The organism is Microbacterium sp. CCNWLW134, assembly GCF_037083565.1.
Classification (GTDB): domain Bacteria; phylum Actinomycetota; class Actinomycetes; order Actinomycetales; family Microbacteriaceae; genus Microbacterium.
In genome coordinates, this window is record NZ_JBAOJU010000001.1 from 832,965 (window position 1) to 856,728 (window position 23,764).

A 23,764-nucleotide genomic window follows, 5' to 3' on the forward strand; every position below is an offset into this window, starting at 1 on the left:
GAGGACATGACACAGCGTTTGACCGTTCCCAAGACCTACAAGCTCTTCATCGGCGGTGCGTTCCCCCGCAGCGAATCGGGTCGCACCTTCGAGGTTCGCGCGCCCAAGGGCGCCTTCCTCGCCAATGCCGCGCAGGCGTCGCGCAAGGACGCCCGCGATGCCGTCGGCGCGGCCGTCGGCGCCGTGAAGACCTGGTCCGGCGCGACCGCGTACAACCGGGGCCAGGTGCTCTACCGCGTCGCCGAGGTGCTCGAGGGCCGCCGCGGCCAGTTCATCGACGAGATCATCGCGCAGACGGGGCTGTCGCAGTCCACGGCGGCCGCGGAGGTCGACGAGGCCATCGATCGGTGGGTCTGGTACGCCGGCTGGTGCGACAAGTTCGCGCAGGTCACCGGCAACGCCAACCCGGTGGCGGGGCCGTACTTCAACCTCTCGGTGCCCGAACCCACGGGCGTGGTGGCGATCATCGCGCCGCAGGACACCGCCCTCGTCGGGCTGGTCTCCGCGGTCGCGCCGGCCCTCGTCGCGGGCAACACCGTGGTCGTCGTCGCCTCGGAGGCCTTCCCCCTCTCGGCCATCAGCCTCGCCGAGGTGCTCGCCACCTCCGACGTCCCGGGCGGCGTGGTCAACATCCTCACCGGGTCACCTGCCGAGATCGCGCCGTGGCTGGCGGGTCACCCCGACGTGCACGCGCTCGACCTCGTCGGCGCCGGAGGCATCGACTGGGTCGACCTGCAGGTGAAGGCGGCCGAGACGCTCACGCGCGTGCTGCCGCCCGAGCAGGGCCCCGACGCCGCGACGCCGAGCCTTCAGCGCATCAGCGCGTTCACCGAGGTGAAGACGGTCTGGCACACCAAGAGCCTCATCTGATCTCGGAGGGCTGAGCCAGCGGCGCGGGATTGCGGATCCCCAGCCACGACACGAGTCCGCCGATCGCGAGGAACACCGCGGTCACGATCGCGGCCCGGTGGAAGCCGTCGAGATCCAGGGAACCGCCGACGATCGTGCCGAGGGCGGCGATCACCAGCAGACCCGCCACACGGGCGACGGCGTTGTTCACTGCTGAGGCGATTCCCGAGCGTGAGCTGTCGATCGCGCCGAGGATCGCCGAGGTGAGGGGCGACACGGTCACCGCAAGCCCCAGACCGAAGATCACGACGCTCGGAAACACCTGCCACCAGTAATCGAAACTCTCCGACACGGTCAGCAGCAGCAGGGCGCCCGCGGCCATGAGCAGCGGTCCGACCGTCATGAACAGGCGCGGGCCGATCCTGCCGGCCAGCGTGCCGACACGCGAACTGAGCAGGATGAGCAGCACGGTGCTGGGGAGCATCGCCAGCCCCGCGAGCGTCGCGGGGAGCCCGGCACCCTGCTGCAGGTACACACCGACCACGAACCCGTTCAACGACAGCGCGCCGTAGATGAAGGCGGTGGCGATGTTGCCGGTCCAGAAGTTGCGGACGCGGAAGAGTCCGAGCGGCATCATGGGGCTGCGAGCCGAACGCTGGCGGAGGAGGAAGCCGGCGAAGGAGAGGATGCCGACGACCAGCGTCGCCCAGATGAGGGGGGAGGACCACCCGAGGTTGGGCTGTTCGATGAGGGCGAAGACCACCCCGCCGAGCCCGACGGCGCACATCGCCGCGCCCGCCCAATCCACGCTGCGGGTGGGATCGCGCTTCTCGGCCAGGCCCATCTTCGGAAGGAGGGAGAGCGTCACCGCGATGGGGACGACGTTGATCAGGAACGCCAGGCGCCAGGACAGCAGGTCGACGAAGACACCGCCGAGGAGGGGGCCGACGAGCATCGCCGCCGTCGTCGCGCCGGTCCACGTGCCGATGGCCCGCGCCTGCGCGGGACCGCGGAAGGTCGCGGTGATGAGGGCGAGCGAGCTCGGCACGAGCAGGGCGCCGGCGACCCCCTGGAGCCCGCGGGCGACGATGAGGAACTCCGCTGTGGGGGCCGCGGCGATCGCGACGGAGGTCGCTCCGAACCCGATGAGGCCCCACACCAGCACCACCACACGGCCGAACACGTCGCTGAGAGAACCCGCGACCAGGATGAGCGCACCCAGCGTGATGAGGTAGGCGTCGACCACCCACTGCTGGGTTGCGAGTCCTCCGCCGAGCTCCTCGGCGATGGCCGGGAGGGCGACGGTGACGACGGTGCTGTCGAGGAAGGCGACGAACGATGCCAGAATCGCCACAAGAAGGACGACACGCTCACGCACCGCGGGCCGATCGGTCACGCGCTCACCCTACTCCCGCGGGTAGGGTCGAGAGCCGGATGCCGCGGACGCCGGCCGGGGAGGAGCAGCCATGACGAACATCCGACGAGCCGTCGCTGCCGGGGCGGGCGTGGTCGTGGTCCTCGCCGTGGCCGCCGGCTGCGTGCCCGAGCCGGGCGGAAGCCCCTCTCCCACGGCGTCGACGACGTCGCCGTCGCCGAGCGCAACGCCGGTCACGCCCGTGCCGATTCCGTCGCCCATCGAGACGATGCTGCCGGACACCCTGCAGCTGCCCGAACGCTGCGAGGACATCTACTCCGCCGACATGCTGGCGTCGTTGAACGGGCAGAACCCGCCGCTGAACGATCCGGGCGTCACGATGTACTCCACGGAGAACGCCGTCGGGCTCGAGATCCTCGCCGCCGGGCCCCCGTCGATCCGCTGCTCGTGGGGTACTCCGAGCGAATCCGGTCTCGCCACCACCGTCACGGTGATCGATGCAGCGCAGGCGGCGGCGCTGCGCACCGCCCTGGTCGAGGCGGGATTCGGGTGCGAGGAGGCGCTGGGCGGGACCGTCTGCCGGATCGAGCAGCGCGGTGTCTCGCTCGACGACGTGCCGTATCTCCGGGGCGAGACCCACGTCGTCCGTGACAACGGATGGGTGGCCACCGCCTACATCAATTTCACCCCCGAGGGATACAGCGAGGACATCGTCCGAACGCTGTGGGGGTGACCCGACGCGTCGCACGGCGCGCCCGGAGTGGGCGCGCGGGCCGACGGCGCGCTAGAATCGATGCCGGAGATCTCATCGGCGTCGCCGCAGCTCGCTGAAGCGAGTGCCCGCAGCCGCCCGGCCGAGACCTCCGACCCGCGTCGTGACGGACCGCCGCCCGCGGACCCCGTCGCTCTCACCGGCCTCGCCGGACACCCGCCGGTCCTCACCGGCACTCACGCTCAGGAGGAGCATGCCGACCACGGCACCCGCCCAGGATTCGCGCTCACGTTCGGCGTCGGGCCGCAGAAGGTCATCGTCCCGCCGTGACGACGACGCCCCCGTCATCCCGATCCTCGCCCGCAAGGTTCGCGAGGTCGAGGCCAAAGCCCAGCGCGGCAAGCTCGGCCCCACCAATCGCGTCAAGTTCCAGGTGATCGCGTTCCTCGTCCGCGAGGAGCGGGCGCGGGTCAAAGCCGACACCGAGATCACCGACGCCACCCGCTCGGAGCTGCTGAAGCGGCTCGACGGTGTCGCGACGATCCTCGCCAAGACCGCGGCACGCGACACCTCGCTGATCCAGCTGCTCGAAGTCGACCAGGCCACCTCGCCGGTCGCCCGCCGCATGCGGCGCGACTGGCTGCTGGAGTCCGGCGCCGAGCTGCCGCCGGACGAGCTGATCATCACCGACAGCGCCCCGGCCCCCGCGCAGGTCGTGCCCGCGGCGCTCGCCGAGCGCCAGGTCGTGCCCGCCACCGTCGAAGCCCGCCAGATGGCGAACCCGTTCCTCGCCCCGGACCTGTCGCGCCTGGCGCCCAAGGACAACATCCGCCGTCGCCTCGACGGCTGGGAGCTCATGGGCCCGCTGTACAAGGCCTTCGAGACCGGGGCCGGCGGCGGAGCGGCATCCATGGATCTTCCCCCCGTCCCCGAGTTCGACCGTCTCTCGCCCAAGGGCCTGGAGGTCATGCCGCACCAGTCGCGTTTCCTCGAGGCGGTGCGTCAGGGTCACCGATCCTTCCTCCTGGCCGACGAGCCGGGTCTGGGCAAGACCGCCGAGTCGGTGCTCGCCGCCTCGGTCGCCGACGCCTATCCGCTGCTGGCTGTCGTCCCGAATGTGGTGAAGATGAACTGGGCGCGCGAGGTCGCGCGCTGGACACCGCAGCGTCGCGCCACCGTCATCCACGGCGACGGCGAAGCGATGGACGCCTTCGCCGACGTGTTCATCGTCAACTACGAGATCCTCGACCGGCACCTGTCGTGGCTGAGCTCCATCGGCCTGAAGGGCATGGTCGTCGACGAGGCCCACTTCATCAAGAACCTCACCTCGCTCCGTTCGCAGAACGTCCTCGCCCTGGCGGGTCGCATCCGTCAGCAGGTGCGCGATCCGCTCATGCTCGCCCTCACCGGAACGCCGCTGATCAACGACGTCGAGGACTTCGACGCCATCTGGCGCTTCCTCGGCTGGACCAACGGCGAGAAGCCGGGGCCGGAGCTGATGGAGAAGCTCGACGAGTCGGGGCTCACTCCGGCCGACAAGGCGTTCTACCCCGCTGCCCGTGAGGCGGTCATCTCGATGGGGATCGTCCGGCGTCTGAAGACGGATGTCGCGGCCGACCTGCCTGACAAGCTCATCGCCGATCTTCCCGTCGAGCTCGATGACGAGTTCGGTCGATCGATCCGCCAGGCAGAGCGCGAGCTCGGCGAACGTCTCGCGGCGCGCTACCGCCGGATCATCGAGGCCCGCGGCACCGCTCGCCAGGGGCAGGCGACCCTGCACCTGCCCGGAGAGCTCGACGACGACATCGTGCGCCTGGTCGCGCAGAACGAGCTCGACGAATCCAAGGCGCAGGGGACAGGGTCCGAGAACGTCTTCACCATGGTGCGTCGCATCGGTCAGGCGAAGGCCCATCTCGCGGCCGATTACGCGGTGCAGCTGCAGCGCTCGGTGGGCAAGGTGGTGTTCTTCGCCAAGCACATCGACGTCATGGATGCCGCAGAGGCGCATTTCCGCGCGTCGGGTCTGCGGTCGGTGTCGCTTCGCGGAGATCAGACCTCCGCCGCACGCCAGGAGGCCATCGACGCCTTCAACAACGACCCCGAGGTCGGCGTCGCGGTGTGTTCGCTGACGGCTGCGGGCGTCGGTGTCAACATGCAGGCGGCCTCCAATGTCGTGCTGGCAGAGCTGTCGTGGACGGCCGCGGAGCAGACGCAGGCCATCGATCGTGTGCACCGCATCGGCCAGGCCGAGCCGGTCACGGCGTGGCGCATCATCGCCGCGCACACGATCGACACCAAGATCGCCGAACTCATCGACTCCAAGCAGGGGCTGGCTCAGCGCGCTCTCGACGGCATCGCCGTCGACCCCGAGTCCAGCGACTCGGTGCAGCTGTCGGCGCTCATGCATCTCACGCGGCGGGCGCTGGGCGAGGTCTGAACAGCGCCGGGCGCACCGGGTTGGTGCGCCCCGGGCATCCGGCAGTACTCTCGGGGTGAGGCAGCGTCGCCGATAGCCCCACCCCGAGAGCACCAAGGACACACATGAAGATCGGCATCCTGACCAGCGGCGGCGACTGCCCCGGCCTGAACGCCGTCATCCGCGGCGTCGTGCTGAAGGGCACGACCACCTACAACCTCGAGTTCGTCGGCATCCGCGACGGCTGGCGCGGTGTGGTGGACGCGGACTTCTTCCCCCTCACCCGCCACGAGGTGAAGGGTCTGTCCAAGGTCGGGGGAACGATCCTCGGCACCAGCCGCACGAATCCCTACGAGGGGTCGCGCGGGGGAGCGGAGAACATCGCCAAGACGCTCTACGGTCATCGCATCGACGGGATCATCGCGATCGGCGGCGAGGGGACCCTCGCCGCCGCCGACCGCCTGTCGAAGGACGGCATCAACGTCATCGGCGTCCCGAAGACCATCGACAACGACCTGCGGGCCACCGATTATTCGTTCGGCTTCGACACCGCCGTCAACATCGCCTCGGAGGCGATGGACCGCCTCCGCACCACGGGCGACTCGCATCAGCGCTGCATGGTCGCCGAGGTCATGGGGCGCCACGTCGGCTGGATCGCGCTGCACGCCGGCATCGCCGCAGGCGCGCACGCGATCCTCATCCCCGAGGTACCGCTGACGATCGACGACATCTGCGAGCTGGTGACCAAGGCGCACGATCGTGGTCGCGCCCCGCTGGTGGTCGTCTCGGAGGGCTTCAAGCTCAAAGGCATGGACGAGGCGTTCAGCGACAAGGGTCTCGACGCGTTCAACCGCCCGCGCCTTGGCGGCATCAGCGAGGTGCTCGCCCCCGAGATCGAGCGAATCACCGGGATCGAGACCCGCGCCACGGTGCTCGGCCACATCCAGCGGGGCGGATCTCCCTCGGGATTCGACCGGGTGCTCGCCACCCGGCTGGGGCTTCACACCGCCGACGCGGTGATGGACGCCGAGTGGGGCAAGATGGTGGCGCTCCGCGGCACCGACATCGTGCGCGTGCCCTTCGCCGAGGCGCTGGGCGAGCTCAACACCGTGCCGCGCTACCGCTACGACGAAGCCGCCGCGCTCTTCGGCTGAACCGCGCCGCGCGCGCCGCGCCGGCATGTCCCAGCGATGCGTCAGTCCGCGACGCCCAGCACGTCCAGCAGCCACGCCAGCTCGAAAGCCCGCTCCCGCCACGCGTTGTACCGACCCGACACGCCCCCGTGACCGGCGACCATCTCGCACTTCAGCAGCGCGTCGGCGCCGACCTCCCTCAGCCGCGCGACCCACTTCGCCGGCTCGACGTAGAGCACGCGGGTGTCATTGAGCGAGGTCACCGCGAGCACGCGGGGATACCGCACCCCCTCACGAACATTCTCGTAGGGCGTGTACGACTTCATGTAGGCATAGACGTCGGCGTCGTGGAGCGGGTCACCCCACTCGTCCCACTCGATGACGGTCAGGGGCAGCGACGGGTCGAGGATCGTCGTCAGCGCATCGACGAAGGGCACGTCGGCGAGGATTCCGGCGAAGCTTTCGGGTGCGAGATTGGCCACCGCGCCCATGAGCAGCCCGCCGGCGCTTCCGCCCTCAGCGACCATCCGGTCGGGGGTGGTGTATCCGCCGTCGATGAGGTGCTGCGCGGCGGCGACGAAGTCGGTGAAGGTGTTGCGCTTGGCCAGGAGCTTGCCGTCCTCGTACCACTGCCGACCCATCTCTCCGCCCCCGCGCACGTGGGCGACGGCGAAGACCACCCCGCGATCGAGCTCCGACAGGCGCGGCACCGAGAAACCCGGCTCGATGGAGTGCTCGTACGAGCCGTAGCCGTAGAGGTGCACGGGGCGCGGCGCTGCACCGGGCTCGCCGAATGACCGCTTCCACACCAGCGACACCGGCACCTGCGTGCCGTCGTCGGCGCGGGCCCAGACGCGCGCCTGTCCGTACTCGGCGGGATCGTAGCCGCCGAGCACCGGCTGCCGCTTGCGCAGCAGCAGGTCGCCGGTGGCGATCTCGTAGTCGAACACGGTGCCGGGGGTGACGAAAGAGCCGTACGACAGCCGAAGCATCGGCGGAGCCCACTCGGGGTTCCCGCCGGTGCCCACCGAGTACAACGGCTCGTCGAATTCGATCTCCGACACCGTCGATGCGGCGTAATCGAGCATCCCGAGTCGTGCCAGGCCTTCGCGGCGGTAGCCGATTACACCCCAGTCGCGGAAGGTCGAAAGACCGAGCAGACGGATGCCGGGGCGATGGGGGATGACGCTGTGGCGGGCGCCCTGCGGGTCGGCCGCCGACACGCGGACGAGTTCGAAGTCGAGCGCGCCGTCGTTGTGGAGGATGTACAGCACGTCCTCCCCGTCGACGACGGCGTGCGAGACGTCGTACTCCACGCCCTCGCGGCGCGGCCAGATCACCCGCGGCTCGGACGTCAGGTCGGTCGCGTCGACGAGCCATTCCTCGGAGGTGATGGACGAGCCCAGGCTGATGACGAGGTAGCGCTCGCTGCGCGTGAATCCGGCGCCCACCCAGTACCGCTCGTCGGGCTCGTGGAAGAGCTTGGCGTCATCGGAGACGGGCGTGCCGATCTCGTGGAGCCAGACGGTGTCGGGGCGCCAGGCGTCGTCGACCGTGGTGTAGACGATGAACCGGCCGTCGGGCGAGAAGCTCGCCCCGGCGAAGGTATCGGGGATTTCGTCGGGGAGCTGACGGCCGCTCGCGAGGTCTCGGACACGGATCGTGTACCGCTCATCGCCGGTGACATCGACACCGAACAGCATGCGCGAGCCGTCTGTCGAGACGTCGAAGCTGCCCAGGGAGAAGAATTCCTGACCCTCGGCCTCGACGTTGCTGTCGAGCAGGATCTCCTCGCCGGCGACCTCGGCATCCGGCGAGAGCACGGGTGGGGTCCAGTCGTCCGAAGACGCGAGGGGAGCGCGGCACTGGATGCCGTACTGCTTGCCTGCGACGGTTCGGCCGTAGTACCACCAGTCGCCGTGACGGCTGGGGACGGAGAGGTCGGTTTCCAGGGTGCGGGACCTGATCTCCTCGAACACCCGCTCCCGCAGGCCCGCCAGGTGAGCGGTGCGTGCGGCGGTGTAGGCGTTCTCGGCCTCCAGATGTGCGATGACGGCCGGATCCTCCTTCGCCCGGAGCCACTCGTAGGCGTCTTCGACATCGTCGCCATGGTGACTGCGCACGATCGGCGTGCGGGCGGCGACGGGCGGTGTGGGTGATGCGGCGGCGGTGGTCACTTTCCCACGCTAGTCGACTCCTCCGGCCGTGATCGGGCTCGCTAGGAGGTCGCGTCGCGTGCCGTGACGCGTGTGCGCCGGGGTGGAGGGACGTCGTCCGGGATGCCGCGCGAGAGGAGCAGCGATGCCAGCGCGAGCAGGATGAGACCGAACAGGGCGGTGCGCAGCGACGCGAGCTGGGATTGGACGTACACCGTCTGCAGTTCGGTCGCTTCCTGATCGCTGAGGCCTGCGTCGGTCGCGATCTGCGGCACGCTGTCGGCCGGGACGATCTGCACTCCGCCCGCCGTGCGTTCGGCGACGACCGTCTGCGTTTCGGCCGGCAGCGTGCTCTGTGCGACGCCGCTCGCGAAGGAGGTGGCGAGGGTGCTGATCAGGATCGATCCGATGAGGGCGGTGCCGAGGGATGAGCCCAGGTTCTGGAAGACGCCCTGCAGGCCCCCGACTTCGCTCGTCTCCTTCTCGGTGACCGACGACATGTTCACATTGCCCAGCTGCGAGGCCAGGACTCCGAGGCCGGCGCCCGCACAGAACATCCCCAGCCCGAATGCGGGGCTGGACAGCTCGGGGTCGACGGCGGAGAGCAGCACGAGGCAGCTCGCCGCGAGGGTCCATTGACCGACGCGCACGATGCGCTTGGGCGACCAGCGCGTGGCCAGGCGGGTGCCGAAGATCGAGAACAGGATCAGCGAGACCGAGAGTGGGAAGATGCGGATGCCGGTCTCGAGGGCGTCGAAGCCGAGCGTCATCTGGAGGTAGACCGGGACCATGAAGAACAGTCCCGCGGTGATCGCGTACTGACCGCCGAGCACGCCCAGGCCGCTGCGCAGCCGGCGGATGGAGAGCAGCTCTGCGTGCAGCAACGGGTCGCGTCCTCGGGCGACCAAGCGGCGCTGCCGCGCGAAGAAGAGGGTCAGGAGCACGCCTCCGGCGACGATCAGCCACGCCGTGAGCGAGATGCCCAGCGGTGCGATCGCCACGCCGCCGATCTCGGGGGAGTGCAGCGGGATGATCCATCCCCAGACCTTGCTCTGCAGCATCCCGTACACGACCGCGACGAGGCCGGACGCCGACAGCAGCACGCTCAGGGCATCGATTCCGACGCGCTGGCGCGCAGCCTTCTCACCGATACGCCCGGCGAAGAGCACGACCACCGCCATGATGACGACCTCGCCCGCGAACACATAGCGCCAGCTCAGATAGGTGGTCATGAATCCGCCGATGAGCGGGCCCGCGGCGACGGCGGCACCGGAGACGGCGCCGATGGTGGCGAAGGCCGTCACCCGATCGCTTCCGTCGTAGTTGTCGGCGATCAGGGCGGCGATGGCGGGGATGACGAGTACCGCACCGAGACCTTCGATGACGGACCATCCGAGGAAGAGCGTCAGCATGTTCGGGCTCAGGGCTGTCAGCAGCGACCCCGCGGCGTACACGATCGATCCGATGACGAGCGCGCGGCGCCGGCCCCAGATGTCGCCGAGCTTCGCGCCGAGCAGCATCGTGGCGGCCATCGTCAGCGTGTAGAACGTGATCGCGGACTGCATCGCGGTCACGCTGCTGTCGAGGTCGGCCACCACGGTGGAGATCGAGACGTTCATGACGGTGCTGTCGAGCACCATCACGAACTGTGCCGCGCCCAGGATCAGCACGACGGACCACTTCTTCATCCGGCCACCTGCCTTCGCCCCGAAGCCGATCCGGGCCTCTGCGGCAACATCCAACACCTTTGTCGCGTCCTCCGCATCACCCGATGCGGAGGACGACGGGTGCGCCGGACATCATCCGGTCGCGTCGGCTCGCTGAGTTGACCGAGCGTGGGGCCGGTGCGAGGATTCTGTCTGGCCGGTTGCCGGTTCCTTAACTCCCGGTGAACTCTTCGTTCGCACACGCCGATCCCGTCGGCACCCTCCCTTCTTTCACACTCTCGGAAAGCGAACGGTGGAGACCGCAACCCTGATCATCGTGCTCGTCATCGTGCTGGCACTGTTCTTCGACTTCACGAACGGGTTCCACGACACGGCCAACGCCATGGCGACTCCGATCGCGACCGGCGCGCTCAAGCCCAAGGTCGCCGTCCTGCTCGCGGCCGTCCTGAACCTCGTCGGGGCCTTCCTGTCCACGGAAGTGGCCAAGACGATCTCGGGAGGGATGATCCGGGAAGACGAGCTGTCGGCGGCGATCTTCCCCGCCATCATCTTCGCGGGCCTCATCGGCGCCATCTCGTGGAACATGCTCACGTGGCTCCTCGGATTGCCCTCGAGCTCCTCGCACGCCCTGTTCGGGGGGCTGATCGGGGCCACGATCGTGGGTGCCGGCTTCGCGGCGATCGACCTCGGCGTCGTGATGTCCAAGGTCATCCTGCCGGCGCTGATCGCGCCGGTCACCGCAGGGCTGATCGCGTTCGCGACCACCAAGATCGCCTATGCCGTCACGCGGCGACACGACGGCAGGCCCGATGGACGTGACGGGTTCCGGTGGGGACAGATCTTCACGTCGTCTCTGGTCGCGCTGGCGCACGGCACGAACGACGCGCAGAAGACGATGGGCGTCATCACCCTCGCCCTCATCACCGTGGGATGGCAGTCCAGCTCGAATCCCGACCCGCAGCTCTGGGTGATCGTCGCGTGCGCCGTCACGATCGCGCTGGGGACCTACATGGGCGGGTGGCGCATCATCCGCACACTCGGCAAGGGACTCACCGACGTCAAGCCCGCGCAGGGGTTCGCCGCCGAGTCGTCCACGGCCTCGACGATCCTCGCGTCCAGCGCCCTCGGATTCGCCCTGTCCACGACGCAGGTCGCGTCGGGTTCGGTGATCGGCTCGGGTCTGGGCCGTCGGGGCTCGATCGTGCGCTGGCGCACCGTCGGCCGGATCATGGTCGGCTGGCTCCTCACTCTTCCCGCCGCCGGTGCCGTGGGCGCCGTCGCGGCGTCTGTGGTCGTGCTGCTGGGGACGTGGGGGATTCTGATCGATGCGGTCGCCGCCGGCGTGGTGGTGCTGGCGATCTATCTGCGTTCGCGTCGCAACGCGGTCACTGCGGCGAATGCGATGAGCGAGGTCGCCGACTCGGGTGCGGCGATCGCCGTCCCGCGCATCCCGCCCCCCACTCGTCGGCAGCGGGCCCTCCGCCGCCAACAGGAGGAGCGTGCGTCGGCGGATGCCGAGCGCGAGCGTACCGGGACGAAGGGAGAGCGGTCGTGATCTCGATCGACTGGTTCGCCTTCGTCCAGGTCTTCCTCGCCGCGTTGATCGCGGCAGCCACGGTCGTGCTGTTCTACGCCCTCGGGCTCCGACTCCTCGTCCGCAGCGGGCGTTCCCCCGTCGTGACGCCTGCTGAGTTCACCGACGCGATCACGGTGATCTCCGCGAAAGAGGCGCGCCGCGCGGCGAAGGCCGCAGACAAGGCCGCCCGCAAGAGCCCCCTGACGGAGCGCCAGAAGCAGGTGGCCTACCTCGGTGCGTACGGATGCTTCGCCGTCTGCGCCTCCGCGGTGATCGGCGGCATCCTGCTCATCGTCGTCAACCACTGAGTTCTCGAGCGCACGTTTCCCGCATCGAGGTCGGGGGACCGCGGGGGTGGGGCTGATTAGGCTCAGGGCATGGATGCGGCATCCCTCCGATTCGGACAGTACCCTCCGCCCGAACGTACGCTCCTGCACCTGAGCGACACCCACCTGCTAGCCGGGGGAGCGCTGCACGGTCCGGGGATCGACACCGAGGAGCATCTGGCGGTGACGCTCCGGCTGATCGAGCGGATGCGCCCGCGACCCGACGCCCTCGTCGTCACCGGCGACCTGACCGACCTCGGGGAGCCGGACGCGTACCGCCGCCTCCGGGAACTGGTCGAACCGGTCGCGGCGGCCCTGGGGGCCCCCGTCGTCTGGGTGGCGGGAAATCACGACGAGCGGCCGGCGATGCGCCGCCACCTGCTCGACGAGGCGCCCAGCGAGGCGCCCCTCGACCGGGTGTGGGACCTCGACGGCCTCCGCGTCGTCGCCATCGACACCACGGTGCCCGGCTGGCACCACGGCGACCTGGACGATGCGCAGCTGGCCTGGTTGTCCGACGTCCTCGTGGAGGCGGCGCCCCTCGGCACCATCCTCGCCATGCACCATCCCCCGATACCATCGCCGCTCCCGCTCTTCGACATCCTCGAACTGCGCGATCAGAGCCGCCTCGCCCGCGTGCTCGAGGGAACGGATGTTCGCGCGATCCTCGCGGGCCACCTGCACTACTCGACGAGCGCGACGTTCGCGGGGATCCCCGTCTCGGTCGCGTCGTCGACGTGCTACGGCATGAACCTCGGTCTGCCGGCGCTGGAGGTCAACGGCTTCGACGCCGGGCAGTCGTTCCACGTCGTCCGCGTCTACCCGACCACGATCACGCACGACGTCGTCCCCGTCGTGGACGCACCGACGGGGGACTACTTCACGCCGGAGTGGGCCGAGCGGATGGCGCGTCTGAGCCCGCAGGAGAGACTCGAGGCCTTCTCGCGCAAGCGGCGCTGATCCATCGGAGGCGACGCTGCGGACAGTGGGCCCGCTCCACCTGTACGCCAGGGCCACCGGGGAGACCGTGACCGGTGACTAGGCTCGGGGGATCACCGACCGCCGCGACCCAAAAGGACTATCGATGGCTCCGGACGCAACGACGCGCACCCGCACCGAATCCGATTCGCTGGGATCCCTGGAGATCCCCGCCGACGCCTACTGGGGCATCCACACCGCTCGGGCGCTGGAGAACTTCCCCGTCAGCAAGCGCCCCATCTCGGTCTACCGCGACCTGGTGCGCGCGCTGGCGATGGTCAAACAGGCCTCCGCGCGGGCGAACCGCGACATCGGCGTCCTCGACCCGATGAAGGCCGACCTCATCGATCGCGCGGCCCAGCTCGTCATCGACGGCCAGTACCACGACCAGTTCGTCGTCGGGGTGGTCCAGGGTGGTGCCGGCACCTCGACGAACATGAACGCCAACGAGGTCATCACCAACGTCGCCCTCGAGCTCGCCGGCCGGCAGAAGGGCGACTACGCCTTCCTGTCGCCGATCGACGACACCAACCGCAGTCAGTCCACGAACGACGTCTATCCGACGGCGGTCAAGGTGGGCCTCAGCCTCGACCTGAAGACGCTCCTGGACGAGCTCGATCTGCTCCGCCACTCCTTCCTGGCGAAGGCGCGGGAGTTCCACGACATCCTCAAAGTCGGTCGCACGCAGCTGCAGGATGCCGTGCCGATGACCCTCGGGCAGGAGTTCCACGGGTTCGCCACCACTCTCGGCGAGGACTACAACCGGCTCACCGAGAACGCCTACCTCCTCTACGAGATCAATATGGGTGCCACGGCCATCGGCACGGGCATCACCGCGTCGCCCGGGTACAGCACCGCGGTGCTCTCCCACCTGCGGGCGATCACGGGTCTGGACCTGGAGCTGGCCACCGACCTCGTCGAGTCCACGAGCGACACCGGCGCCTTCATGTCGTTCTCGGCATCCCTGAAGCGCAACGCGATCAAGCTGTCGAAGATCTGCAACGACCTCCGGCTTCTCTCCTCCGGCCCGCAGGCGGGCTTCGGCGAGATCAACCTCCCCCCGCGCCAGGCGGGCTCCAGCATCATGCCGGGGAAGGTGAACCCCGTCATCCCCGAGGTGGTCAACCAGGTGGCCTTCGCCGTGGCGGGCGCCGATCTCACCGTCACGATGGCGGTCGAGGCCGGTCAGCTGCAGCTGAACGCCTTCGAGCCGATCATCGCGCACTCGATCTTCCAGTCGATCACCTGGATGCGTCGCGGAATGCACACCCTGCGCGTCAACTGCATCGACGGCATCACCGCCAATCGAGAGCGACTGGGCGCCATGGTCGGCACCTCCGTCGGCGTCGTGACGGCTCTCACGCCCTTCATCGGCTACGCAGCCGCCGCCGCGCTGGCCAAGACCGCCCTGTTGACCGGTCACAACATCGCCGACCTCGTCGTGGAGGCGGGGCTGATGTCGCGCGAGGAGGTCACCAAGCAGCTCTCACCCGCGCGGCTGTCGGGACTGGAGGCGACCACCGCCGCGATCCCGCTCGTCCTGCCGGCCGAGAACCTCGTCTCGGAGTCGGCGGACTGACCCCTTCGCGGTGCGGCGCGTCAGGCTGGCGCTCCTGGGCGCGGACCGATAGCGTTCGTTCGCAACCCTGAACCGCTTTCCCTCCACCAAGGAGCCATCGTGACCGACCCGCAGAACCCGAGCGCCGTTCCGCCGAGCGCTCCCCAGACCCCGCCCGCCTACAGCTCGGCACCTCCGCCGGCCTACAATGCCCAGCCCGCTCCGGGCGCGCCCGTCCCCGGCAAGACGCTGGGCATCGTCGCGTTCGTGCTGTCGTTCTTCGCACAGCTGATCGCCCTGATCCTCGGCATCGTCGCTCTCGTGCAGAGCCGCAAGGCCGGGGTCAAGAACGGCTGGGCGCTGGCGGCCATCATCATCAGCGCCGTGCTGATGGTCATCGGCATCATCGTGATCATCCTCGTGGCCGTCGCCGTCGGCGGAGGCCTCGCCGCCGCCTGTGCCGAACTCGGCCCGGGCGTCCACAACCTCGAAGGCGGCGGCACCATCACCTGCAGCTGATCGTCGGTCGAAAGCCTCGACCTGGAAGCGCCGGTCCCCTCGGGGCCGGCGCTTCGGCGTCAGTCGAGGATCCGGCAGTGCGTGGTGAGCTCGCCGATCCCGTCGATCCCGACGGTCACCGTCGAGCGGTCGCGGAGGAAGACCTGCGGGTCGCGGGAATACCCCGCACCACCCGGGCTGCCGGTGGAGATCAGGGTGCCCGGCAGCAGGGTCGCCGACTGCGACAGCGAGGTGATGAGCGTGGCCACCGACCGCACCATCTGCCCCGTCGACGCGTCCTGCAGGATCCGACCGTCCAGCACGGTCCAGATGTGGAGGTCCTGCGGGTCGGGCACCTCATCGGCGGTCACGACGAACGGACCGGTCGGGGTGAAGCCGTCGAACGACTTGCAGCGCGACCACTGCGCTTCGGAGAACTGGATGTCGCGTGCGGTGATGTCGTTGACGACCGTGTAGCCCCACACGTGATCGAGCGCGTCTTCGACGAGGACGTCCTTCGCGGACCGGCCGATGATCACGCCGAGCTCGGCCTCGTAGTCGACCGATTCGCTGAGGCTCCGCGGCCAGGATGTGGTGGCCTCGTGACCGGTGAGGGAGTTCGGCCACAGCACGAACACCGTCGGCGTCGCGTCCGTCTTCAGCCCCAGCTCACCCGAGTGGGCGGCGTAGTTCAGGCCCACGGCGAGGATGGCCGGGGGACGAAGGACGGCCGAGGCGAATCCGAAGGCGGTGAGAGGATGCCGCGGGGCGTCGTCTGCGGCCTCCGCGACCGCCGACAGCAGATCGTCGCCACCCTCGACCAGTTCCTGCAGGGTGGCGGGCGCCCCGGTGAAGAGCTCATCGACGAAGACGGCCTCGTCATCGCGGGGGACGAGCACGAGCCGGGGCCGCGCGTGGTCCGACGAGGTCACGTGGGCGAAGCGCATCCTTCCACGGTATACGCAAACGGACGGGCTCCCCTCGGCGCGGTGCGCGCCCGCATAGGCTGTTCGCCATGACGAACTCTGCCGGTCCCGGGGGCGGACGCCCCACGCTCCTTCCCCCGGCATTTCCCACGGTCTTCGCTCAGCCGCAGGTCGCCTACGGCGCCTCGATCCCGCAGGCGCGGGTCTCACCCGAGCCGGTGCCGGTCCCCACCTCGGGCGCGGCCCTGCCCCGCACCGGGCGCACTGCGCCGCTGTGGATCGCCGCGCTGCTGGTGCTGATCCTCATCGCGCTCGTCGGCTACTTCCTCAACGCCCTGGGCCCGGCGGCGTCCCTCATCGGCGGGGTCGCGGCACTGATCCCGCTCGTGGGCGTCCTGTTCGCCATCCGGCTGATCGACCGGTGGGAGCCCGAGCCCCGCGGCCTCATGGTGCTCGCGGTCGCATGGGGCGCGATCGCGTCGGTCGGGATCGCCCTGGGCGTCGACCTGCTGCTGGGCCTGGTATTCGGGTTCGCCTCGACGCCGCTCGGCGACGTGCTGTCGACGGTGGTCCAGGCGCCGGTCGTCGAGGAGGTCGCCAAGGGCCTCGGGGTGCTTCTGATCTTCCTCACCGCCCGCCGGGCCTTCGACGGCCCTGTCGACGGCATCGTCTACGGCGCGCTCGTCGGTGCCGGATTCGCCTTCACCGAGAACATCCAGTACTTCGGCATCGGGTTCATCGAGGGGGGCGTCGCCGACGTTTCGCAGATCTTCTTCCTCCGCGGCATCCTCTCCCCGTTCGCGCACGTGATGTTCACCAGCGTCATCGGGTTCGCTCTGGGCCTGGCCGCGCGGCGGAGCGGCCGGGTGCGCGATGCGATGGGCCCCTTCCTCATCGGGCTCGCCGGCGCCATCCTGCTTCATGCGTTCTGGAACGGTTCGGCGGTCTTCGGCGACTTCTTCGGCCTGTACCTGACCCTCCAGGTGCCGCTGTTCATCCTCTTCATCGTGGGAATCCTGGGGCTCCGCCGGGAGGAGGCCCGCCTCACCCGGGAACGGCTGTCCGATTACGCCACGGCAGGATGGTTCACCTCCCAGGAGGTCGACATGCTCGCCACCGGTTCGGGTCGTCGCGCCGCACTGGCGTGGGCGGCGGGGCTTCGCGGCGATCGCACGGCGACGATGAAGGGCTTCATCCACGACGCCACCGCGCTCGCAGCCGCTCGCCAGCGTTCGATCACCGGCCGCGACCCGCGTGCCGCTGAGGATGAGCACGTCCTCCTCGCGCGGGTCACCGCCGCCCGCGCCGCGCTGTTCGCCCCCTGATCGGGGGAGGCGGGCGGCGGCCCCGGACAGAACTCAGCGCCCGGTGCCGCGGCGATGCCTGCGTGTCTACCGGGCGCTGAGTCGGCCTGCCATCAGGATGCCGAGCCGCGCCTGCGGCTGTCAAGACCCCGTCCGCCACGCCGGTCGCGTTGACCGGGAGCGGCGCCTGGGCTTGGATGGAGCAATGACGGATGACCGCACCAAGCCCGAGATCGACGCCCCCGCCGGACCCGCCCCCCGTGAGCTGGAGATCCGCGACCTGATCGTGGGGGAGGGCGCGGAGGCCCGCCCTGGCGACCAGGTGACCGTTCACTACGTCGGTGTCGAGTTCGACTCCGGTGAGGAGTTCGACTCGTCGTGGAATCGCGGCGAGAGCATCCAGTTCCCGCTTCGCGGTCTCATCCAGGGGTGGCAGGACGGCATCCCCGGCATGAGGGTCGGCGGACGTCGCGAGCTCGTCATCCCCCCGCGCCTGGCCTACGGCGAGGGTGGCGGACACTTCCTGGGGGGCAAGACCCTCATCTTCGTGATCGACCTCATCGCCGTCGGCTGAGCCGGTTCCGCGTGCCGCCCAGGCGCACGCGGCCCTGCGCGAGGAGAATGCCCGCGAACACGACGAGCGCGCCCACCGGTTCGTTCCAGCTCAGACGCTCCCCGAGGATCAGGATGCCGAGGGCGACGCCGATGACGGGGGTGATGTAGGTCACCGTCGACGCGCGCGTCGGGCCCCAGGCCCGGACGACGTTCTGGTTCCAGATGTACGCCAGGCCCGTCCCGAGGGCGCCGAGGAGGATCAGACTCAGGACGATCGCCGGCGTCAGCTGCACCGGAGCCCATGCGATCACCGGTGTGAGCACGATCATGATCGCCGCGGCGATGCCGATGTTGAGGAACGAGAACGTCAGCGCCGACATCCCGGTGTGGGCGACGAATCGCCGCATGTAGGCGAGGCTGAACCCGTAGCACGCGGTGGCCCCGAGGATCGCCAGCTGCGCCACGACGCTCTGCGAGAGATCGAGGCCCTGCCACGGTCCGATGATGACGACCACGCCCACGATGCCCACCGCGATCCCGGTGACCTGCTCGCGGTTGAGTCGCTCGACGCGCAGGAGCAGTCCCGCCATGATCGCCGTCATGATGGGTGTCGTCGCGTTGTAGATGCTGGCCAGCCCCGAGGTGACGTGCTGCTGCGCCCACGAGAACAGCAGGAACGGGATGACGCAGAACGTCAGCGCCAGGACGCTCATGTGTCCCCAGATGCGAAGCGAACGAGGCAGCCGCTCGCGTCGGACCGCGACGAGCACTCCGAGCGCCAGCGCGCCGAGGACCAGGCGTGCCCACGCGACCTGACCGGGTCCGACTCCCTCGAGGGCGACTTTCATGAAGAGGAAGCTCGAGCCCCAGACGATCCCGGCGAGCGTGAACTGCAGCACGATCATCCCCGGCAGTCGCGAGATCTTCGCGGATTCGGTCGCGAGCTCATCCGTGGTCATGTCGCGACCCTACGGCGCGCGTCGGCGCCGAGACAGCGCGGCCGAGCGCATCGTCCGTTTTCCGCCGGTAGCCGACCGTTCGGCTACGCGTCGTCACGGCGGGGGAGGACTGGTAGACTCGTGCAGTTGCCGTTGGATCGGCCGCGGATAAAGAGAGCTCACGCATCAGGCGTCGGGCACCGCGCAATGAGGAGAGAGGGGATCCCATCTATGGCACTCGAAGCAGACGTCAAGAAGGCGATCATCGAAGAGTACGCGACGCACCCCGGTGACACCGGATCCCCCGAGGTGCAGGTCGCGATGCTGACGCAGCGCATCAAGGACCTCACCGAGCACCTCAAGGAGCACAAGCACGACCACCACTCGCGTCGTGGGCTGTTCCTGCTCGTCGGCCAGCGCCGCCGTCTGCTCGGCTACCTCCAGGACATCGACATCGCGCGCTACCGCTCGCTGATCGAGCGCCTGGGGCTGCGCCGCTAATCGCGTCCAGCGTTCAATCGCGCAAAACGTTCTTGTGAGAGCCGCCCGAGGTGTCGGGCGGCTCTCTTTTCTCGTCTGCAGCAGCTCTTCGCGGCACACGTCATCGGGTCGTTCGTTTCCGGAAACATCCGTGACATTCGCCTGAATAGGCTGTGAAGCACCGGACACCCCCTCCGGCACGGCTCCACCCCTCACCGCTCCTGCGTCCCCCCACGCCGTCCCGGATGCGCCTTCCCGGGCTGCGCGTGAGCCTGCCTTCCGACGTCGTGGCGATGACGTCGTGGTGCCGTCAGGCACCCTGGAAGGATTGCTTCGTTGACCACCCTCGCCTCCCCCGCAGCATCCCGCTGGTGGCGCGCCCTCGCGCTCGCCGTCGCGGGTGTGCTCGCCGCCTCCGGAGCGGTCATCGCGACCGCTTCACCCACCCCCGCCCGCGCCGCGACGGCCGGCGATAAGCCCAAGGTCGTCGTCGTGGCGACCGGGGGGACGATCGCGGGTCGCGCCGACGGTCGCGACACGTACACCGACTACCGTGCGGGCACCTATCCGATGGCCGACCTCGTCGGCGTCATCCAGCCGGAGGTCTCGGCGTTCGCCGATGTGGAGGTCGTGCAGTTCGGCAACTCCGGATCCGGCGGGTACACCATCCCGCAGTACCGCGAGCTGAGCCTGACAGTGCAGAGCGCGCTCGCCGACGCAGACGCGGTGGTCGTCACGACCGGAACGGACACGATGGAGGAATTCGCGTACTGGCTCGATCTGACGGTGCAGAACAAGAAGCCCGTCGTGATCACCGGCGCGATGCGGCCGTGGGCCGCGGGCGCGACCGCGAGCGAGTCCATGGTCCTCGGGGCCGACGGTCCCGCCAACCTCCTGCAGGCGATCCGACTGGCTGCCAGCCAGGCCACGTTCTGCTTCGGCACCGTCCTGATGCTCAACGACGAGATCCACGCCGCCCGAGACGTCACCAAGGGCAACGCCACCCGCAACGACACCTTCGTCACGCGGATGTCGGGTGTTCTGGGGTGGATCGACGGGTCGTCCGTGATCGTCAACCGCGCCCCCGCCCGGGTGCTGGACTGCGGGAGCGAGGAATGGTTCACGCCGTTCGACCTCGAGACCGTCGCGGCGGAGGATCTTCCCCGTGTCGAGATCTTCTACAACTACCAGCAGGCAGGCGGCGAGGCGATCAGCGCCTTCGCCGCGGCCGGCGTGAAGGGCATCGTCACCGCGGGGACCGGAGCGGGCGGCATCGCGTCGGCTGCGGGGCAGGCTCGCACCGCGGCGGTCAACAACCAGGGAGTGTGGTTCGTCAGCACCACGCGCACCGGAAGCGGCACCGTGGACAGCGGTACGGGCAACATCATCCCCGGGGGCGATCTGCTGCCGCAGAAGGCACGTCTGCTCCTGCTGCTGAGCCGGACGTTCACCGAGGACGTCTCGGTCGCCCGTGAATGGTTCGCGACCCTCGGCGCGCCGTCGTTCGACTCCTCGGCGCTCGCCGCGTCGGTCGATCCGACCCCCGGCGGCGCCGAGCCCGAGCCGACCGAGGAACCCACGCCCGAACCGACCGGGGAACCGACGGGCGAGCCGAGCGGTGAACCGTCGGAGGAGCCGAGTGCAGAGCCCACGGCCGAGCCGACGCCGGATGCCACGGAGACGCCCGCAGCGGGCGCCGTCGCCGGTGCCGGAGGCGGCGACGGCCTGGCCAGTACGGGCCTCGCAGGGATCGGTGGCCTCTCGCTCGCAGCCCTCCTGCTCATCGCGGTCGGCGCGATCACCTACCTGCGGCGTCGGCGCCGGTTGGCGGAGCACATGCTGACGCACTGATCGCATTCCTGAGAGCGCGACTGCGCGCCGAGAGTGCGGGGTGACCCCGTATTCTCGGCGCGCAGATGCACTCTCGCCGGAGGGTCGCGGCGGCGGGTCGCGGCGACGGGTCGCCGACGGAGATCGATGCGCGGAGTCGCTCAGGAGGAGGCGCGGGCCGCCAGCAGGTCGGCGTGCCACCGCTCGGCGACATCGGGATGCGCCCGCAGCCGCGACTTCAGCGCGTTCTCGCCGAACAGCGAGTGGATCGGGTTCGACGGGTCTTCGGTGACGCCCTTGGCCTGAGCGGCCAGTTCTGCCGGCAGCTCGACGAGCGGCAGCGCGGCGTCGAGAGCGGGGTTGAAGAAGAAGGGCACCGAGATGCGGTCGTCGGGGAAGCGCGGCGAGATCACCCGGTGATTGGTGGCGACGAGGTAGCCCTGCGTGGCGTACTCCATCATCTCGCCGATGTTCACCACGAATGCGCCCGGCACGGCCGGGGCGTCCACCCACTCGCCCTCGCGCTCGACCTGCAGGCCACCCTTGCCGGGCTCGACCCACAGCAGCGTCAGCACGCCGGAGTCCTTGTGCGCGCCCACACCCTGCTGCGGCTCCGGCTCGGTGGTGCCGGGGTAGCGCACGATCTTGATCAGGCTCGCCGGCTCACCGAAGTGCCGCTCGAAGTGGTCGGCCTCGGCGCCGAGAGCAAGTGCCCACTGCTGGAGCAGCACGCGAGCGATCTCGGTGAGCTTGTCGTGCCACTCGGTGACGACCTCGCGCAGCTCCGGCTGCGCCGCCGGCCAGAGGTTGGGCCCCGTCAGACGGTGGAAGGCCGCCGCATCCGGGTCGGTGACGGGCTCCCGCTCGGGCCCGATGTCGATCTGCTCACGCCAGTCGACCTTGCCCTGCGTGCGCTCGCCGCCGATGCGGGTGTAGCCGCGGAAGTGCGGGCTGTTGAGATTCTCGATCGCCAGCTTGTCGGCCTCGGGGAGATCGAAGAACGCCCGCGCCGCGGTGTGCAGACGGTTCTCGAGCTCAGGACCGACCCCCGTGCCGGTGAGGTAGAAGAAACCGACGCGGTGGGTGGCCTCGCGCAGCTCGTCGCGGAAGGCGGCGGCTTCGTCGGGTCCGGCGTCGAGGCGGGAGAGGTCGAGGATCGGCAGCGACAGGTCGGTCATGGCGACAGGCTACGTCGGCGGAACAGGTGCCTCGCGCCGTGTTACGCCGGCGTCGTCACAGTGTTACAGTGCCACCGCCCCGGGGCGTTCAGAGCGGCCCGCGAGCATCGTGCGGCGGGGCGACGGGGCGCGACCGCGGTGGCTCCGGCGGTCGGCGCGACCCCGTGGGGTCGGACCGTCGTCCTTCCGACGCCGCGAGCGAGGGATCGGCGAAGAGCCAGCGCGGTCGCGGTTCGATCAGCGGGCGGAAGATCCGCCGCACCGGCTTCGTGGCAAGACCCAGCGCGATGCCGACCGATAGCAGGCACACCAGCGGCAGCCACAGCCAGGTCGGCTCGAGGCCACGCAGCACCCCCGACTCGCGGAACGGGTAGAGCACGAAGGAGTGGAGCAGGTAGACGTACATGGTGTACTGCCCGAAGTGGGTCCACCACTTCTGTCCGCGCGGAACGAGAACGAAAAGGGCCGTGGAGAGGATCAGGGCGACCGCCATCAGAGCGATGCGCACGCCCCCCGCCCACCATTGGGTTCCGCCGAGGTCGGCATAGGAGTCGTCGTAGAAGAACCAGGTCGCGAGGTTCATCTGCTTCCACTCGTCGACGAAGAACCAGGCCGCCCAGCCGGCCAGGGCGAAGCTCGCGATGGCGGCCGGGAAGGTCCACCAGGGTCGACGGTCCAGCAGCTGCAGTCGTTCGATGACCCGGCGCTCACGGAGCCACCATCCGAGGGTGAAGAACGGCAGGAGTCCGAGCGTGCGGGACAGGGAGAAGGTCGAGTCGATGTTCGGCAGATAGCCCGCGCCGATCGAGATGAGGACGGTCCACGCCAACGGCCACTTCAGCAGTGCGAGGTAGGGGAGCACGAGGCGGAAGATGCCGAGGGCGAGGAGGAACCACAGCGTCCACGACGGACGGGTGAGGTTCGGGTCGGCCTGACCCTCCACGATCCACTTCGTGAGGACCCAGAGGCCCTCGAAGATCACGTAGGGCACGACGATGTCGGTGAGCACACGCGCCATCTGGCGTTTCCCCGGCGCATCCGACTTCGAGAAGTACCCCGAGATCAGCGCGAACGCCGGCATGTGGAAGGCGTAGATGAGCAGATACATCGACAGGGCGATGTCGGAGTCATAGGTGAGCCGCTGGATCGCGTGCCCGAGGACGACCAGGACGATGCAGACGAATCGCGCATTGTCGAAGAACGGTGTGCGGCGCTTCGTGCGCGTCGTACCGGTCGTCGGGGTGGCTGCCGTGGGTGGCGCGCTGTTGCCGGACATGGTCACCTCCCCGGGACGAGATCAGACTAGCCC

General features: G+C 69.4%; 20 protein-coding genes. 13 read left to right on the forward strand and 7 right to left on the reverse strand.

Annotation, left to right across the window (positions count from 1 at the left end):
• Nucleotides 1-6: 6 nt before the first annotated feature.
• Nucleotides 7-870 carry an aldehyde dehydrogenase family protein gene (locus V6S02_RS03860; RefSeq protein WP_336399922.1) on the forward strand — a complete coding sequence of 288 codons (864 nt, stop codon included), beginning with the start codon at nt 7-9 and terminating at the stop codon, nt 868-870.
• Here V6S02_RS03860 and V6S02_RS03865 read toward each other — a convergent pair.
• Nucleotides 863-2,245, reverse strand: coding sequence for an MFS transporter (locus tag V6S02_RS03865; RefSeq protein ID WP_336399923.1), 1,383 nt, complete (start codon nt 2,243-2,245; stop codon nt 863-865). The genes V6S02_RS03860 and V6S02_RS03865 overlap by 8 nt on opposite strands.
• Before the next feature lie 70 nt (nt 2,246-2,315).
• Between V6S02_RS03865 and V6S02_RS03870 the strand changes: the two genes are divergently transcribed.
• From V6S02_RS03870 to V6S02_RS03880, 3 genes are all read left to right on the forward strand, one after another.
• On the forward strand, nt 2,316-2,957 hold the full coding sequence (locus V6S02_RS03870) for a hypothetical protein (RefSeq protein WP_336399924.1): 642 nt from the start codon (nt 2,316-2,318) through the stop codon (nt 2,955-2,957).
• A gap of 232 nt (nt 2,958-3,189) precedes the next feature.
• On the forward strand, nt 3,190-5,373 hold the full coding sequence (locus V6S02_RS03875; RefSeq protein WP_124292878.1) for a DEAD/DEAH box helicase: 2,184 nt from the start codon (nt 3,190-3,192) through the stop codon (nt 5,371-5,373).
• Between the two features lie 104 nt (nt 5,374-5,477).
• Nucleotides 5,478-6,506 (forward strand): ATP-dependent 6-phosphofructokinase, encoded by a 1,029-nt coding sequence (locus tag V6S02_RS03880; RefSeq protein WP_124292879.1) that lies wholly within the window; start codon nt 5,478-5,480, stop codon nt 6,504-6,506.
• A gap of 41 nt (nt 6,507-6,547) precedes the next feature.
• Here the strand turns inward: V6S02_RS03880 and V6S02_RS03885 are convergent, their stop codons facing one another.
• Together V6S02_RS03885 and V6S02_RS03890 are read right to left on the reverse strand one after the other, a co-directional pair.
• Nucleotides 6,548-8,662, reverse strand: coding sequence for a S9 family peptidase (locus V6S02_RS03885; RefSeq protein ID WP_336399925.1), 2,115 nt, complete (start codon nt 8,660-8,662; stop codon nt 6,548-6,550).
• Between the two features lie 41 nt (nt 8,663-8,703).
• Entirely contained in the window at nt 8,704-10,329 is a 1,626-nt protein-coding gene (locus V6S02_RS03890; protein WP_336399926.1) for an MFS transporter, read from the reverse strand.
• 271 nt (nt 10,330-10,600) lie between these two features.
• Here V6S02_RS03890 and V6S02_RS03895 point away from each other — a divergent pair, with 271 nt between their 5' ends.
• The 5 genes from V6S02_RS03895 to V6S02_RS03915 all read left to right on the forward strand — a co-directional run bounded on the left by V6S02_RS03895 (nt 10,601) and on the right by V6S02_RS03915 (nt 15,265).
• Nucleotides 10,601-11,863 carry an inorganic phosphate transporter gene (locus V6S02_RS03895; protein WP_336399927.1) on the forward strand — a complete coding sequence of 421 codons (1,263 nt, stop codon included), beginning with the start codon at nt 10,601-10,603 and terminating at the stop codon, nt 11,861-11,863.
• A complete protein-coding gene (locus V6S02_RS03900) occupies nt 11,860-12,192 on the forward strand; it encodes a peptidase (protein WP_124292883.1) in 333 nt (110 codons plus the stop codon). The genes V6S02_RS03895 and V6S02_RS03900 overlap by 4 nt, the downstream gene beginning before the upstream one ends.
• A gap of 69 nt (nt 12,193-12,261) precedes the next feature.
• Nucleotides 12,262-13,170, forward strand: a complete 909-nt coding sequence (locus tag V6S02_RS03905) for a phosphodiesterase (protein WP_336399928.1) — start codon at nt 12,262-12,264, stop codon at nt 13,168-13,170.
• Nucleotides 13,171-13,294: 124 nt separating this feature from the next.
• Nucleotides 13,295-14,767, forward strand: a complete 1,473-nt coding sequence (locus V6S02_RS03910) for an aspartate ammonia-lyase (RefSeq protein ID WP_336399929.1) — start codon at nt 13,295-13,297, stop codon at nt 14,765-14,767.
• 99 nt (nt 14,768-14,866) lie between these two features.
• On the forward strand, nt 14,867-15,265 hold the full coding sequence (locus V6S02_RS03915) for a DUF4190 domain-containing protein (protein WP_124292886.1): 399 nt from the start codon (nt 14,867-14,869) through the stop codon (nt 15,263-15,265).
• Nucleotides 15,266-15,324: 59 nt separating this feature from the next.
• On the opposite strand, the gene V6S02_RS03920 is transcribed toward V6S02_RS03915, so the two are convergent.
• On the reverse strand, nt 15,325-16,191 hold the full coding sequence (locus V6S02_RS03920; RefSeq protein WP_336399930.1) for a fumarylacetoacetate hydrolase family protein: 867 nt from the start codon (nt 16,189-16,191) through the stop codon (nt 15,325-15,327).
• A gap of 68 nt (nt 16,192-16,259) precedes the next feature.
• Between V6S02_RS03920 and V6S02_RS03925 the strand changes: the two genes are divergently transcribed.
• Together V6S02_RS03925 and V6S02_RS03930 are read left to right on the forward strand one after the other, a co-directional pair.
• Nucleotides 16,260-17,495: a PrsW family intramembrane metalloprotease gene (locus tag V6S02_RS03925; RefSeq protein WP_336399931.1), complete on the forward strand. Its 1,236-nt coding sequence runs from the start codon at nt 16,260-16,262 to the stop codon at nt 17,493-17,495.
• Nucleotides 17,496-17,679: 184 nt separating this feature from the next.
• The gene (locus tag V6S02_RS03930) at nt 17,680-18,048 is read left to right on the forward strand and encodes an FKBP-type peptidyl-prolyl cis-trans isomerase (protein WP_124292889.1); all 369 of its coding nucleotides are present in this window, start codon (nt 17,680-17,682) and stop codon (nt 18,046-18,048) included.
• On the opposite strand, the gene V6S02_RS03935 is transcribed toward V6S02_RS03930, so the two are convergent.
• On the reverse strand, nt 18,032-18,988 hold the full coding sequence (locus V6S02_RS03935) for a DMT family transporter (RefSeq protein ID WP_336399932.1): 957 nt from the start codon (nt 18,986-18,988) through the stop codon (nt 18,032-18,034). The two genes, V6S02_RS03930 and V6S02_RS03935, sit on opposite strands and share 17 nt — an antisense overlap.
• A 210-nt stretch (nt 18,989-19,198) precedes the next feature.
• Here V6S02_RS03935 and rpsO point away from each other — a divergent pair, with 210 nt between their 5' ends.
• Nucleotides 19,199-19,468, forward strand: a complete 270-nt coding sequence (rpsO, locus tag V6S02_RS03940) for a 30S ribosomal protein S15 (RefSeq protein WP_017830938.1) — start codon at nt 19,199-19,201, stop codon at nt 19,466-19,468.
• A gap of 315 nt (nt 19,469-19,783) precedes the next feature.
• Nucleotides 19,784-21,298: an asparaginase gene (locus V6S02_RS03945; RefSeq protein WP_240638405.1), complete on the forward strand. Its 1,515-nt coding sequence runs from the start codon at nt 19,784-19,786 to the stop codon at nt 21,296-21,298.
• 140 nt (nt 21,299-21,438) lie between these two features.
• Here the strand turns inward: V6S02_RS03945 and V6S02_RS03950 are convergent, their stop codons facing one another.
• Both V6S02_RS03950 and V6S02_RS03955 read right to left on the reverse strand, forming a co-directional pair.
• The gene (locus V6S02_RS03950; protein ID WP_336399933.1) at nt 21,439-22,455 is read right to left on the reverse strand and encodes an isopenicillin N synthase family dioxygenase; all 1,017 of its coding nucleotides are present in this window, start codon (nt 22,453-22,455) and stop codon (nt 21,439-21,441) included.
• Between the two features lie 88 nt (nt 22,456-22,543).
• Entirely contained in the window at nt 22,544-23,731 is a 1,188-nt protein-coding gene (locus V6S02_RS03955; RefSeq protein WP_124292891.1) for an acyltransferase family protein, read from the reverse strand.
• Nucleotides 23,732-23,764 lie beyond the last annotated feature (33 nt).

Coding starts and splice junctions, on each gene's coding strand:
- V6S02_RS03860 (WP_336399922.1), top strand. CDS start 7: ATGACACAGCGTTTGACCGTTCCCAAGACCTACAAGCTCTTCATCGGC.
- V6S02_RS03875 (WP_124292878.1), top strand. CDS start 3,190: ATGCCGACCACGGCACCCGCCCAGGATTCGCGCTCACGTTCGGCGTCG.
- V6S02_RS03955 (WP_124292891.1), bottom strand. CDS start 23,731: ATGTCCGGCAACAGCGCGCCACCCACGGCAGCCACCCCGACGACCGGT.
- V6S02_RS03910 (WP_336399929.1), top strand. CDS start 13,295: ATGGCTCCGGACGCAACGACGCGCACCCGCACCGAATCCGATTCGCTG.
- V6S02_RS03890 (WP_336399926.1), bottom strand. CDS start 10,329: ATGAAGAAGTGGTCCGTCGTGCTGATCCTGGGCGCGGCACAGTTCGTG.
- V6S02_RS03925 (WP_336399931.1), top strand. CDS start 16,260: ATGACGAACTCTGCCGGTCCCGGGGGCGGACGCCCCACGCTCCTTCCC.
- V6S02_RS03880 (WP_124292879.1), top strand. CDS start 5,478: ATGAAGATCGGCATCCTGACCAGCGGCGGCGACTGCCCCGGCCTGAAC.
- V6S02_RS03905 (WP_336399928.1), top strand. CDS start 12,262: ATGGATGCGGCATCCCTCCGATTCGGACAGTACCCTCCGCCCGAACGT.
- V6S02_RS03935 (WP_336399932.1), bottom strand. CDS start 18,988: ATGACCACGGATGAGCTCGCGACCGAATCCGCGAAGATCTCGCGACTG.
- rpsO (WP_017830938.1), top strand. CDS start 19,199: ATGGCACTCGAAGCAGACGTCAAGAAGGCGATCATCGAAGAGTACGCG.
- V6S02_RS03930 (WP_124292889.1), top strand. CDS start 17,680: ATGACGGATGACCGCACCAAGCCCGAGATCGACGCCCCCGCCGGACCC.
- V6S02_RS03950 (WP_336399933.1), bottom strand. CDS start 22,455: ATGACCGACCTGTCGCTGCCGATCCTCGACCTCTCCCGCCTCGACGCC.
- V6S02_RS03870 (WP_336399924.1), top strand. CDS start 2,316: ATGACGAACATCCGACGAGCCGTCGCTGCCGGGGCGGGCGTGGTCGTG.
- V6S02_RS03920 (WP_336399930.1), bottom strand. CDS start 16,191: ATGCGCTTCGCCCACGTGACCTCGTCGGACCACGCGCGGCCCCGGCTC.